This window comes from Candidatus Hydrogenedentota bacterium (assembly GCA_019637335.1).
Taxonomy (GTDB): Bacteria; Hydrogenedentota; Hydrogenedentia; order Hydrogenedentales; family JAEUWI01; genus JAEUWI01.
This window is the reverse complement of the sequence record JAHBVV010000021.1, coordinates 58,038-71,693: the sequence shown is the minus strand read 5'-3', so window position 1 is coordinate 71,693 and position 13,656 is coordinate 58,038. Positions and strand designations below refer to the sequence as shown.

Below are 13,656 nucleotides of genomic sequence, written 5' to 3'. Positions count from 1 at the left end.
TACCCAGCCCTGCCCGCGGGCATTTCCGGCCCGCCCGCGCCGCAGCCGCTGGCCGCAAGAGCCGGCCCGAAACCGGCAGAACTTCCGCAGGCGTCCGGCGCCCGTTACGAGGAATGAAAATGACCCACATCTGGCACGATGACGAAGAAGACGACAAGAAGAAGGACGACAAGAGCAACGCCGAAGGCATGATGCACCGGATGCTCAAGTCCCGGACCGTGCTCGTCGCCGGGACGGTGGACCAGGAGATGGCGGAGAAGGTCATCACCCAGCTCTTCATCCTGAACAACGATTCCCACGACCCGATCAAGGTGGTGATCACCTCGCCCGGCGGCCACGTGGACTCCGGATACGCGATCCACGACGTGATGCGCTGTATCGAGTCCCCCGTGATTACGATTGGCGCCGGTTGGGTGGCCAGCATCGCCGTCCCGATTCTGTTTGGCGGCGACAAGGGCAAGCGCCTCTCCCTGCCGAACACGCGCTACCTGCTCCACCAGCCCAGCGGCGGCGCGGGCGGCCAGGCATCCGACATCCGCATCGAGGCGCAGGAAATTCTCAAGATCCGCGAGCGCATCAACAAGATGATAGCGGTTGAAACCGGCCAGCCGGTGGAGAAAATCGCCAAGGACAGTGACCGCAACTTCTGGATGAACGCGGAAGAGGCGCTCGCCTACGGTATCGTTTCAAAGATCGTCACCAAGCTGGACGAGATCGACGCCTGATCGCCGCAAACGCAATCCGGCGCATACGCGCATAAATTCCGCGGCGGCCACGTTCTGTGGCCGCCGTTTGCATTGGGCGCTGTTCCCGGGAGGCGGATCGCGTGGACGTTGCGAATCTCTATATCGGCACGGCGGGCTGGTCCTACGCGGACTGGAAGGGCATCGTTTACCCGGAGGTTCAGCCGCGCGGATTTCATGCGCTGGACGTACTCGCCCGGTGGTTCAACATGGTGGAGATCAATTCCAGCTTCTACCGCCCGCCGTCCGCGCGAAACGCCGAAGCCTGGGCGCGCCGCGTGGCGCCGTATCCGGAGTTCCAGTTCACCGCGAAGATCTGGCAGCGCTTCACCCACGAGCGCGGCGCGTGGCCATCCGAACCCGAGATCCGGCAATACACCGAGGGTATCGCGCCGCTTCGGGAAGCGGGCCGCCTCGGCGCGGTGCTGGCCCAGTTTCCGTGGAGTTTTCGCCGCACCGCCGAAAACCGGCAGTGGCTCGCGCGGGTCTGCGACTGTTTCGCGGGCTATCCGCTGGTGGTGGAATTGCGGCACGCCTCGTGGGATGTCCCGGAACTGTATGCGGGATTCGCGGCGCGCGAAATTGCGTTCTGCAATATCGATCAGCCGATCTTTGACGATTCGATCGCGCCGTCCGCCCACGTAACCGCCCCCCTGGCCTACGTCCGGCTGCACGGGCGCAACTACGAGCACTGGTTTCGCGAAGAATCCGGCCCCAACGACCGCTACAACTACCTCTACAGCGAGGAGGAGTTGAATCCCTGGCTCGAACGCATCCAGGCGATGCGGGGGCGCGCCAGGAGCGTCTACGCCGTCACCAACAACCACTTTCGCGGCCAGGCGGTCGCCAATGCGCTCGAGATTGCGGCGGGGCTCGGCGCGGCGAAATATGGCGGCCTCCCGCCCGGCCTGCTGGCGGCCTACCCCCGGCTTCGGGCGCTGGCGCGCGAAGGCCCGTGAGCGCAGCCCCCGTTAATCGTCCCGGACCGGCCCCCGGTTCGCCTTGATCGAGGCGCGGTGGCGTTTGCCTTCGAGGCGGCGGGTTTTCGAGGCGCGGGTGGGCCGGGTCTTTCGCCGCGCGCGGGGCGGCGTGGCGGCGGCGCGCACGAGCTGCACGAGGCGCTCCACGGCTTCCTCGCGGTTGGCCTTCTGGCTGCGCTGGCTGGTGGCCGTGATCACGAGGACGCCTTCCGCCGTAAGGCGCGAATCGCGCCGGGCCAGCAGGCGCGCGCGGACGCCCTCGGGCAGCGACGGCGATGCGGCGACGTCGAAGCGAAGCTGGACGCCCGTGGAGGTTTTGTTTACGTGCTGGCCGCCGGGGCCGGCGCTCCGGATGAAGGTCTCGTGCAGTTCGCTTTCATCGAGCGCGATATGTTCGGTAACGTAGATCATGGGGGTTTTGGGGATAGGCTCCTGCGGCCACTGTAACGCAATCCCCTGTGGCAATGCATACGTCCCGCCCCGGGCGGCAGGGCAATCGCATTGATCCATCTCTCGGTATATGGGCGTAAACCTGAGTCGATTTGGAACCGTGAATCAACGATAGTGAGCGTTTTGGAGCGCCGGCATCTGTGCCGGCAAGGTCAGGGATTCGCCGCGGGCGAAATGCCAGCGCTCCAACACGCGCCCTTTTTAACATTGAAGGTGGTTCATGTGGCGCTCGGCCCGAGTTGGAAGTTTAAATGTTAGTAACACTTTAGCGGTCTGAAGTGCGGAACAGTATGTGTTTTTACTAATGGATCCGGTGTGTATGGAGCGCCGGCGGCTCGCCGGCATCGCACCGAAGGTGCGAGAACACGCTGCCGGAGTCCTCCGACGACACGCGGCTTCTCATGCAACGGTAGCATGTTCAAAACGCATTCTTGCGCCGACGGCGCAATCTGCCGGCGCTCCTCATTTGCACGCAGCCTTTATTAAGCAAGTCGCTCTGGTTTGGCCACTGTACTTCGCTCGGCTAAAGTGTTACAAATGCGATTGCCCTGCCCCGGGCGGGGTTGCTCCGGAGCCGCGCGGCGGTATACGCTGCACCCGCAAAAGTGTACCTGGACGGCCGTAGCGCCGAACGCAAGGAGCGGCCCCGTGCCGGAGCCCTTTGATATCGCCACCTTCGACCTGCCCGCCGATTCGGAAATCCACGCCCTGATTGCGGCGTGCCCCGGAATCACGGGCGTGCGCTTCACCAACGACGAATTCGTGGTGCACGGGTCGGACACGGAGCAGGACGTCTTCATTCTGTTGCGCGGCAACTGCCTCGTGGAGCAGCCGGACGCGCCCCGGGAGCGGACGCCGGGGAACGAGCTGGCCATCATCAGCGCGGAGCCGGATGCGCCGGTCTTTGTGGGCGAAATGGCGTACCTCGGCGCCGGTTTCCGATCCGCGTCCGTGCGCAGCGTTCTGAATTCCTTCACCCTGCGCCTGGCCCCGGAGCATCTGGACACGATCATCGATCGCCTGCCGGGCCTGACGCGCATCCTGTGCCGCCAGTTCGCGCGGAGGCTGAGCGAGGCCAATGTCTTCATCAGGAATTTCCAGCGGCTGTCCGCGATGGACGTCAGCCAGCGGATGATGGCGCCCGGCGAGACCCTCGTGGAAGCGGGCGCGCCGGCCGACACCCTGTTTCAGCTTATCGACGGGCTGCTCGTCGAAGAAGGGCCGACGCCGCTGCGGATCAAGCCCGCCGGGGACGCGCCGGCATTTGTCGGGGTCCGTCCATTCTTTGCGGCGGGCCGCCACCCGCACACGATTGTGGCGAGGACACCCGCGATTGTTCTCGGCCTGGGGCGCGCCCGGATCGACGCCGTAATCCGGAATTTCCCGGAATTGGCGCTACAGATCATTCAAGAGCGGCTGGGGGATTCCGCCGCCGCGCCTCCGGCCCGAGAATAGCCCCCGCGCCCGCTACTCGCCGCCGTTGCTTATCCGGCGGTTTGCGTCCCGCAACGCCTCGAGATAGTGGCTCCGGTGGTTCTTCGTGCTGACGTTGATGAACGCCTCCTGCCACGGGAAATCGAAGACCCAGAACGCGGCGAGTTGCGCGTCGCTCTCCTCCAGGGCCTTCAGGAGCGCCAGGCCTTCGGCCTTTGCGGAAGCGTGATCCCACGGCGCCTCGTTGTCCGGCGGCGGACCGAATTCGCCCACAAACAGGCCCTTGCCCGCCGCCTGCGCGCCCGCGGACGCTTCCTCCAGCAGCCGGGCATAGGAAACGTCGCCTTCCCCAAAGCGGCGCTCCTTCGCGTGCGCGTAGATGTGCACCGAGACAAGATCGGCCGGATCGGGCGTCATGAAGGCCAGGTTTTCCCGGAACTGGTCCGCGCTGTCTTCTTTCCACGACAATTCAACCCGCTGGTGATGGGCGGAGCGGCGCGGCAGGCTGTGTCCGGTCGTTATGGGCCGGTGCGGGTCGTACTTGCGGACCTCCGCCGCAAACGCGGCCACCGCCGTGTTCACCATTGCCGAGGTCAGGTCGTCGTCCGGGCCGCGTTCCGGCGGGCAGCCCCGCGACACGTGGGTCCACGGGCGGTGTTCCGCCGCATTGGGCAGGTCTGCCGCGAGGGAATACTCATTGCCGAATTCCCAGGCCCAGATTGCCGGTGAGTCTACGTAGCGCGTGACCACCGCGCGGACATATTCCCGCATGAACGCGTGCGTCTTGCTTTCCGGATTGCCCCACTGGTTGCGCGGTTCGCCGACGATGTCCGGCACGCACGCCGTCCACCAGAAGAGCGAGGGCACGAGGCCGATGCCGTGCTCCTCCGCCGCGCGGACGACGCCGTCCATCAACTGGAAGTGGCGATCCGGATCGTCGCGGTACAACGACCAATCCACGGCGTAGAATCCGCCGAAATTAAGGCGTACAAAGGGGATCTCATGTTCCGCCAGGGTGGCGAAACCCTCGCGGTAGGAGGTGTCCCCGGGGTTTTCGAGACATCGGGTAAAGGCGCTCATGTAGTTGATGCCGAACGCGCGGACGGGCTTGCCATCCAGCAAAATGGCGCCCTCCGGGCCAATACGGAGTCCCGGGCCCGCCGCGGTCGACTGGGCGACCGCAACGGCCGCGAGGATCGCGAGGGCGGCGAAAATGCTACGCGGGCAATTTGTATGCATGGCGAAATCTCCTGGCGCGGGATCAGCCCCGGTAAAGCGGATCGGCGCCCAGCGTGCCAACGAGGCTCTCGCGGTAGGCCGGCTTCTCCAGGCGCTGTAATTCGGCTTTCGCGAAGACGAGGCGATCGGCGAGTTTGAGACGCTCCACTTCCTCGGCGAAATGGGGGCGTTTCATGAATTCCGACAGGTTGTGGATGTGGCGCCGCCACAGGGCGCAATCCCGCTCCTGCTTGATGCGCAGCCGTTCCTGGTACCAGTCGCTTTCGATGAGGTATTCCCGGGTGAAGAGGCGTCGCACTTCGGGGTCCTGAGCCCCCTTTCCGCCGTAGTCGCCGTGCGCCATGATGTGAAGCAATGCGGCCAGGGGCGGGCACGCCGACGCAATGCTGCCGTCGTCAAAGAAGGCCTGGGCGCAACGCTGCTGGGCCTCGGTAATGTTGTTGATGCCATCGGCGTAGGCTTCCAGGTCCTGCGTCTCGGGCCGGAGCATTTCGTCGTTGAACACGGTGGTCGGGCTGTCAAAGACGCGCCCGAAATAGTGGCTCAGGAACTTGCGGGTCATCCGGTAGCCCAGGCGGCTCGCGAGGACCATCTGCCCGTTGTGCTCGAAGTCTTCGAGCTTCTCCAGGCAGCCTTCCGCGATAAGGCGGGCGGGATCGCGTTCTTCCTCGGAAAGGCGGCACCAGACTTCCGGAATGAGCAGGCTGACATCGTGGTCGACGCGGTAGTGTGGCCCGATGTAGCCCGCCGCCGTGGTGAAGCAGTGGTAATCCGTGAGGATATAGGACACGAGCGCGTTGTTCAGGTCGCTCGTGGGCGTAAGGCAGTTGAAGGGGCCCTTCGTCAGCGCGCCTTCCGAACCCGCGCCCGTGGTCGAAGGCGACTTGCCGGTGAGGCTGGAAATGAAATCCATGAACAGCTCGGGCAGTTCCTGGTAGTGAATCGGGTTGTAGACCGCGAGCGGGCGGATACCGGCCTGGCGATCGGGCGGATTATTGCGCCGACCGGGCAGGACCGCGTTCACCGGCTGTATCAGCGCCTTGTCCAGGGGGACGCGGCGGTGCAGGCGCGTGGCAACCTCGCCGAGGTAGCGTTCCCGGGGGTCGGCCAGGTCGGGTCGGAGCTGGAGGTAGCGGGGATTCTTCGTGGGGGCGCCGTCCACGATGCGCGGATGCGCCGAGGAGACGAAATACTCGATGTCCTCGCTGGCGGCGGCGCGCCTGATGAGGCCCTGCATCGGCTCGGTGTACTCGTGAAAGGCGATGGTTTGCTGCTGGAGCCGTTGCGCGTCCGCGCGGGCCAGCGGCTCGAAATTCGAGATGAAATTGCCGTCTTCCGCCAGGTCGCGCTCGGTTTGCTTGTCCTGGCCGCGGTGGATGGCTTCGTCCGGGCGCTGGAACAGCCGCATCTCGCAGTTCTCAACCAGCTTCACGCTGCGGTTGCGGTAGTGCGGGTTCAGGTAGTCGAGGCCCTCCGCCGGCGCGACGGCGGTGGCCGAGATGTCGTCCTCCTTCTGGATTTTCGCGGCGGGGAGAAAATCCTGGCGGAGTTTGTAGGTGCGCCAGGATCCGTCCTCCTGAAGGCCGACACGCAGGTAGCTCGCCACAACCTTGCGCCCGTTGTACTTCAGCTCGTGCCCGGGCCGCCCGTTGATGATGTCGGCCCCGAAATGGCCCCGCCAGTCGTCGCCCCACTCGGGCCGGTAGAAGCGCTTGATGATAAAGATCATGGCCTTGAGATAATCGGGGATGGTGGCGAGCCACGCGTTGTACTCGGGCGTGTAATCGTCCTCGGAGGGGGTCAGCAGCCGGATCACCGAGCCCAGGGAGCGGTCCGGCGAGAGCAGCGGGCGCCCCTTGGAGACGATCGACTTGTCGCGGAAACGGTGGCTGAAGTCGTGCGCCATGATCCCTTCGATCCGGTCGAGGTCCTGTTTGAAGTCGGCCACAAAGAACGGGCCGTAGTGGATGGCGTCCAGAAGCGACTTCGAGATTTCGGATTTTCCGCCGCCGGAGACGGTGCAGGGCTTGTGGCAGAAGGTGCCCTCGACGCCCGTGCCCACGAGGCGCCAGCTCGGCGCGCCGGGGTGCTTGTCCATGTGGACCTTATAGCCGTCCGGGTTCACGTAGGTGTGGTTCGGGTGGAGGGGGATCTCCTGAACCGCGCCCTGGTGCTCCCAGTACACGCGCTGGGTGTTGAGGTCGATGTGCACGTTCTCCGGGACGTAAATGATGTCCGGGTAGCGCTTGTCGATCGCGTAGCCTTCCGGCCGCACGTGCATCAGCGACCCGTATTTCGACACCATCTCCGCAAAGGTGTGGTCATCCTTCGAGAACCGCGAATCCATGTGAAACTTGTCGCCGAGGCTGAAGCGGGCGTAGGCCAGCGCCCCGCCCGCATGCTCTTCCTCGCAGTTGCCGTACAGATTCGCGGCGTAGCTGAGCTGGGTCTTGACCTCTTTCTTGCAGTACCCGAAGTAGTTGTCCGCAATCAGCGTCACCATGACGCCGCGATCGTCGCGGCAGGTAATCTTGAAGGCCCCGCCGTCGTTGTAGAGCTCCGCCTCGTCCTGCCAGCACATGCCCTCGCGGCGCTGGCGCGGGGTGGCCTCGTCGAAGTGCGGCAGACCCAGATCCTTCTTCCGGCACTGGGTGAGGTGGGGCGCCAGGATCACGCAGCCGGTATGGCCGGTCCAGTGCTCCACATCGAGCGCGGCGTCGTTCTCCGCGAGGGCCGGATCGCCCGCGTTGCCGAAGATCGTCTCCACGAAGTCCAGGTTCGCAATGAGGCTGCCCGGCGCGAAAAAGCGGGTTTCCATGCGCTTTGCGGGCGCATGGCCGGGAACCTCCGGCGCGACCAGGGGGCGGAGCAGGAGCGACACCAGGGTGCGCGCCGGTTCCGGCTGGCCCGCGAGAAACGGCAGCTCGAGCATTTCCGCCGGCGGGTCCAGCGCCGCGATCAGCAGGTTGCCAAAGGTGCGCCGGGGCGTTTCCTTCTTGTCCAGGGGCACGGGCAGCCCGCCGGCGGCCACGTGGAACACGCCCTTCGTGGTGCGCCGATCGCTCCGCGGGTTGTGCAGCACGCCCTGCTGAAGCCGGTAAGACTCGAGGAGTTCCGTCCGCACGTGGTCGCCCTCCACCGGCAGCGACAGTTCCCGGGCCAGCCCGGGGCGATCCAGCACGAAGGTCGAGCCGGGAAGCCGGGGAGGCTGATGAAAGGATTCTCCGGCCAGGTAATCGTCCAGGAAATCCTGTATCCGCTGGTCCACCGGGCAGAGATGGCCGGAGAGCAAACGGCTTTTCTCCCGGTAACTCCGCACGAGGTCGCCGGTGAGGTCGAGAAACTCCTCGCCCGCTCCCGCATAGGTCGGGAGGCCCTGCGCCGCCAGCTTCAGGCTGATGTAGCGGATCAGGTGTTGCCGATCAATGGGCGTTGGTGGGACCTCGGATATGGAGGTGGCGTTTGGGTACGGATCGGTCTGGCTCACGGCGGATAGACTCCCCTCGGGTTGTTGCGAGTCGCGCGGGGTGGGATGTGGTTACGGCTGCTAACGGCGTGTTATGGCCGTCAGGTTGCCCGCCATGCCGGGGCCCGACCGCATGACTGGCTGACCGGGACGAAGGCGCCGGTGCTGATGCCGGTTGGCATTGTACGAAATCTGCGCCCCGGGAGTCGAACGGGACGGGAAGGGCGCGATCAGAGAGGCCGCGAACTGCTGCCGGATGCGATTTCCAAGGTGGCCTCCTCGGGTTGCTCAGCATCGGAATTGTCGCGGGGTTGTTGGGGCGTCGGGCTGATCGGTCTCGATCTGGATCGAGCGCCGCTGCAATCCGTGTCATCGGTGTAATCCGTGGTCAGGAAAAAGAACCCCGGCTAGGAAACTCACGGAAAAGCCCGGAAGCTTTCTCTGGAGTTTCCGCTTCGTAAATGCCTTTGCGACAAATAGTTAAGGGGTAATTCGACGCAAGAGCCCGCAGAGAAGGAACTTGACGGATAGTAGTACGAAGAAATGTAACACTTTAGCGGAATGAGGTGCTTCTGCTGTGAACGCATGTCTCGGACAAGAGAGCGTGGAGCGAAGGATCGCGGACATTCTTGTCCGCGGCAAAGTAAGCCCGCTGCCAAATAAATCCCCTGCCCCCCACCAAAACCACCTCGAAAAGAAAGTGGCACAGGCGTCTCGCCTGTGTTCAGCGCCGAAAGGCGCAAATGTAGGATAGGCGTCCCGCCTGTCCAAAGCCCCGAAAGGCGCAAAGGATCGCGGACATTCTTGTCCGCGGCAGGAAGAGCGCAAGACTTCATGTGATCGCTGCGCTTGAGAAATGGCCCCGGTCCCCGTTGCATTCCGGATTAGGGTACGCGGGGAATTTGTTCCAGGCCAGCCGTACCCGCTGATAGCCGAAGCAGACGTTGCCGCCGGCAGGCCGAAGGTGCGCCGTGGCGGAAATGCCTGCGATCCTTTTGCCGTGCTTTCTCGGAAATCACCGGAGGGCCGGGAACTTTACTTGCTCGCTGCTTCAGACGGCTAAAATGTTACGAAGAAATGACGTTGGAGAAGGACCGATATTCACGCGAAGGCGCGGCGATGATGCGTGCAGTGGACTCGGGATTTTCGCCCTTCCGGGGGCTTTCTCAGATTCCCGAAGCGAGCGCACCTCGCAGGGATCACAAGAAACGGCGGGCGCACCGCACTGGTGCGCCCGCCGGGAATTCGTGTTACGCCGATATCGGCTTACAGGCCGCTGGGCAGAAGGTGGCCGTAGGACATCGTCGTCGGAAAGCGGGAATCGCCGCTCGGCGGAATGAAGGTTTGATAGTACACAAAAGTACCCTGGACATCCGTGGGATCGCCGGTCCAGGAAATCGTGATCGACCCGTTCCGCTTGCCGTCGTTGTCCTGCCCGGGCTGCGCGAGCACGCTGTTCACGCCCGTCGCGGGCCGGTCCGGCACCGTAATCGCCAGCGTGCTTTCCTGGCCGCCCGGCGTGGTGTCGGGATCATGGGTGGCGGGCCGGAAGGCCACAGCCGCAAACGGCGGGATCGTGAACGAGTTGCTGGTATCGGCCAGCGTAGCGTTGTTTGCCGGTCCCAGGGGCACGCCGCTCTGGCTGAAATACTCGATCTCGCAGGTCAGCGGCGTACCCACGTTGCTCTTCAGGTAGACGATCCCCGTTACGCCACTGGAGACGCCCGGGATGAAGTTCGCCACCGGGGCGTTGTCCACAAACCACGGAATACTTATGGAACCCGCAAAAGCGAGCGAGGTCCCCACAACCAACATCAACGCGAGAACACCCAACTTTCTCATGTCCAACAATCTCCTCTGGTCAATAATCACAACAGGAAGGCGCACCCGGTTCCCGCCGGGCCGGCCCATCGCGGCACGCTATACAGAACGCCGGGACTTCAAAACACACCAGCATCACTGGGCAACCGAGGCCAAATGCCGCGGGCGTCAAGTGACTTCCCATTTGCCTTGAGTATACCCTAGTATACACAACATGCCAAGAAAAAAACGATACGGCGGACTTTCCTCGTTATTCTCAGTTTTTGGCGTTCCGGCTCTGATCGTCTTGGGCGCGTGCTTCGTCGCGGGGTGTCGGGAGCCCCGAACGCCTCCCCTGCCCGGCCCGATCCAGACCCTGCCCGATCACGTCGTCATCATCGTGATCGACGCGCTTCGGGCGGATCACCTGCCCCTCCACGGTTACGATCGCGACACCGCGCCGTTCCTCACCTCCCTGTCCGAGGAAAGCCTGGTCTTTACCGACGCGGCCAGCGTGTCCTCCTACACGCCGGAGTCGATTTCCGCGCTCTTCACGGGCCTCTACCCGTCCGCCACCCCCTGGGGCGCGGGCTGGCACGCCAGACCCTCGCTCAACCACAACACGCTGGCGATGCGTTTTCGCGACGCGGGGTACCACACCGCGCTGTTTTCGGCCACGCCGATGCTTGATCACCCGGAGTTCCACCGCGGCTTCGACACGGCGGTCTGCGATACGGAATTCGGGCTGAGCCGCCAGAGCGCGCGCCTGGCGGAGAAGGCGCTCGCGTGGCTCGGTGAGCGCCGGACGCAAAAAACGCTGATCTACCTCCATTTTCTCGACCCGCACGCGCCGTACGACCCGCCGGACGACGCCTACGATCGATTCGGCGGCGCGCGCCCCGGCGATCCCGTCACGATGGATGGCGCCCTGCGATCGGGCCTGCCCGCATTGCTTGAGGAAGGCTTCGGGCCGGGCGAGGCGCGATTTGAGGACCTGGTGCAGCGCTATGACGCGGAGATATTCGACGTGGATCGGGCGATCCGGGCGTGTTTCGAAGGGCTGGCCGATCTCGGGCTGGAACGCCAAAGCCTCGCGGTGGTTACCGCCGATCACGGCGAGGAATTCCTCGAACACGGCTTCGTCGAGCACGCATGGTCGCTGTATCCCGAGACCTACCGCATACCGCTCCTGCTTTGGGCGCCGGGACATATTGCGCCGGGCCGACAGGCGGGCGTGGTGTCCCTGGTGGACCTCTTCCCCACGCTCGTCGCATTGCAGGATCTGCCGCGACATCCAGACACCATCAGCGGGGTCAATCTGTTGGAAAAAACGGATGGCATGTGGCGCGCCCGGACGCCCGCCGGCCCGCGTATTCTGGAGCAACTGATCCAGAGCCGCATGCTGATTCGCGGGGTCGTGACCGAGAGTTCGCTCTACCTGGCGTATTGGAAGTACCTGAGCCCAGCCGAATGCGCGGAGACCGCTGGGAACCTGCGCGCCATCCGCCGGGAATTGCGCGACGGCGTGCGCGCGGAGGTCGATCCGTGGGGGCCGATTGTGCGGGAAGAGTACTACGACCTCGCGCGGGACCCGGGCTGCCAAAATAATCTCGCGGCGGAACGGCCCGGGGAGGTGGCGCGGTGGCGGCGATACCTGCGGGAGTACCGGGAGACTTGTCCGCCGCAATTGCCGGATGCGTATAAGGCCACGCGCGATCCGTCGCGGCTGACACCGGAGCATACCCGCCTGCTCGAAACCGTCGATCCGGCCTGGCGCCGCCTGCTGGACCCCGTGCCGCTCGACGAGGAAATGCTCCAGACTCTGGGGTATTTGTAACGATCCCGGGGGCCGGCGCATACTACCGGCCATGCGACCCAACCAATCACGCGCGTGGGGATTTCCGCTGCTTCTGGCGGTGTTTTTTGTGGCCGTGGGAAGCGCGCCCTACCTCTACGGATACGCCATCGCCGATGAGGACGAAGTCTTCGCCGGCTTCGTCGGGCGGGGGACGCCCGGGGCCAACAGCTACTTCGCGTTCGCGCGGCAGGCGGCCGAGGGGCCGGCGCTCGTCACCAACCTGTACGCGCCCGAATCGCCGTCCCGCGCCTACTTCAATCCCGAATGGTGGGTGATGGGCCAGGCGGCGCGCTGGTCGGGCTGGACGCTGGAAACGTGGTTTCACATCGGGCGCGCGATCTCGGCCGCCGCGTTCCTGCTGGCGGCCTATCACCTCTGCGCGGTCTTTCTCGCCCGGGAGCGCGATCGCCAGGCCGCGCTGCTGCTGATCGCGTTTGGCGCGGGCTTCGGCTGGATCGTCGTGGCGGCCAACGCCCTTACCGGCGCGGGCCTGCCCCCGACCAACGACGCCCAGGGGGTCACGGTTTTCGGCTACCTCATGAACAAGCCGCACTTCATGCGGGCCGGGGCCTTTGCGGCGTTGCAATACGCCTGGCTCATCCGGGGCGACCAGACGGGCCGCCGCCGGTACTTTGCCCTTTCCGGGCTGGCGGCCGCGGGCCACAGCGTGATCCGCCCGTACCACATTCCCGAGTCCTGCCTCGTGCTCGCGCTCTATGTGGCGGCGCGGTCCCTGCGCGATCCGGCCCTGTTCCGGCCCGTAAGCATCCGGGCCGCAATCGCCTTGGCAGCGCACGCTCCCGCCATCGCCTGGCAGGCCTGGATCTTCCTGCGCAACCCCCTCGGCCTCGGCGCGATGGACGCCTGGAGCGCGCCCGGCGTATTCGAGTTGATCGGCTGGTTCGGCCTGCCGCTGGCCGCCATCCTGATCCACCTGGGGTTCGTTGTCGTCCGCGGCGAAGGCTGGAAGCCATCCCTTTCCGCCCCGGTCATCTGGCTGGCCGCGGCGGCCCTGCTCGGGCAGGCCGCTCCGTGGTTCCCCTGGGGCGTCGAAAGCTATTTCGCCTGGGTACTCGCGCCGCCGCTCCTGTTCATGCGGCATACGGCGCCCGCCTTGATCGGGTGGACTGGCGCGGGACCGTCCCGGCGACTGCTGACGGCATGCCTGATTGCCTTGGCGGCCCTCCCGACCAACCTGCTGGTCTACGCGGATTTCTTTCGCGGATTGCACGCACCCACGCCGCCGTGGCGCTACTTCGTTTCCTCGGAAGTGCTGAGCGCGCTCGATTGGCTGTCGGAGAACGCGCCGGAAGAGGCGGTTGTACTCGCGAGCCACGACACCAGCCAGTTCATTCCGCGCTACGCCAATTTCAAGGTGGTCACGGGCCAGGACGCGCTGACCCCGAATTATCGGGAGGCCAACGCGCACATGGCGCGCTTTTTCCAAAGTGGCGACGACGACGGCTTCAAGCGCTGGCTCCGCGCCCGACACGGGGTCGCGTATGTGCTGCACGGTCCCTGGGAGCGCGCGCTCGGGGATTTCGATCCGGCCGCGCACGCGTGGCTGCAACCGCTCCACACAACGGGAGACGTGACCGTCTACCGCGTACAGCCCTGACCCATCGGGTTCGGCCTATCGCGCCGCCAGGAGGTTGGGGATCTTGCCCGACACGTGGCCCGTCCAAG

9 protein-coding genes are annotated in these 13,656 nt (G+C 65.0%); 5 read left to right on the top strand and 4 right to left on the bottom strand.

What is annotated here, in order from left to right; genetic code table 11:
- The first annotated feature begins 128 nt into the window (after window positions 1-128).
- Window positions 129-725, top strand: coding sequence for an ATP-dependent Clp protease proteolytic subunit (locus tag KF886_19265; GenBank protein ID MBX3179501.1), 597 nt, complete (start codon window positions 129-131; stop codon window positions 723-725).
- A 101-nt stretch (window positions 726-826) separates the two neighbouring features.
- On the top strand, window positions 827-1,702 hold the full coding sequence (locus tag KF886_19260; GenBank protein ID MBX3179500.1) for a DUF72 domain-containing protein: 876 nt from the start codon (window positions 827-829) through the stop codon (window positions 1,700-1,702).
- Between the two features lie 12 nt (window positions 1,703-1,714).
- Here the strand turns inward: KF886_19260 and arfB are convergent, their stop codons facing one another.
- Window positions 1,715-2,134 carry an aminoacyl-tRNA hydrolase gene (arfB, locus tag KF886_19255; protein MBX3179499.1) on the bottom strand — a complete coding sequence of 140 codons (420 nt, stop codon included), beginning with the start codon at window positions 2,132-2,134 and terminating at the stop codon, window positions 1,715-1,717.
- Window positions 2,135-2,821: 687 nt separating this feature from the next.
- On the opposite strand from arfB, the gene KF886_19250 reads away from it, so the two are divergent.
- Entirely contained in the window at window positions 2,822-3,628 is an 807-nt protein-coding gene (locus tag KF886_19250) for a hypothetical protein (protein MBX3179498.1), read from the top strand.
- Window positions 3,629-3,640: 12 nt separating this feature from the next.
- Here KF886_19250 and KF886_19245 read toward each other — a convergent pair whose 3' ends face one another.
- From KF886_19245 to KF886_19235, 3 genes are all read right to left on the bottom strand, one after another.
- A complete protein-coding gene (locus KF886_19245) occupies window positions 3,641-4,846 on the bottom strand; it encodes a cellulase family glycosylhydrolase (GenBank protein ID MBX3179497.1) in 1,206 nt (401 codons plus the stop codon).
- A gap of 22 nt (window positions 4,847-4,868) precedes the next feature.
- Window positions 4,869-8,297, bottom strand: a complete 3,429-nt coding sequence (locus KF886_19240) for a hypothetical protein (protein MBX3179496.1) — start codon at window positions 8,295-8,297, stop codon at window positions 4,869-4,871.
- Between the two features lie 1,281 nt (window positions 8,298-9,578).
- The gene (locus tag KF886_19235; protein ID MBX3179495.1) at window positions 9,579-10,154 is read right to left on the bottom strand and encodes a hypothetical protein; all 576 of its coding nucleotides are present in this window, start codon (window positions 10,152-10,154) and stop codon (window positions 9,579-9,581) included.
- A 193-nt stretch (window positions 10,155-10,347) separates the two neighbouring features.
- On the opposite strand from KF886_19235, the gene KF886_19230 reads away from it, so the two are divergent.
- Window positions 10,348-11,949 (top strand): sulfatase, encoded by a 1,602-nt coding sequence (locus tag KF886_19230; protein MBX3179494.1) that lies wholly within the window; start codon window positions 10,348-10,350, stop codon window positions 11,947-11,949.
- A 31-nt stretch (window positions 11,950-11,980) separates the two neighbouring features.
- Window positions 11,981-13,588 carry a hypothetical protein gene (locus KF886_19225; protein ID MBX3179493.1) on the top strand — a complete coding sequence of 536 codons (1,608 nt, stop codon included), beginning with the start codon at window positions 11,981-11,983 and terminating at the stop codon, window positions 13,586-13,588.
- Window positions 13,589-13,656 lie beyond the last annotated feature (68 nt).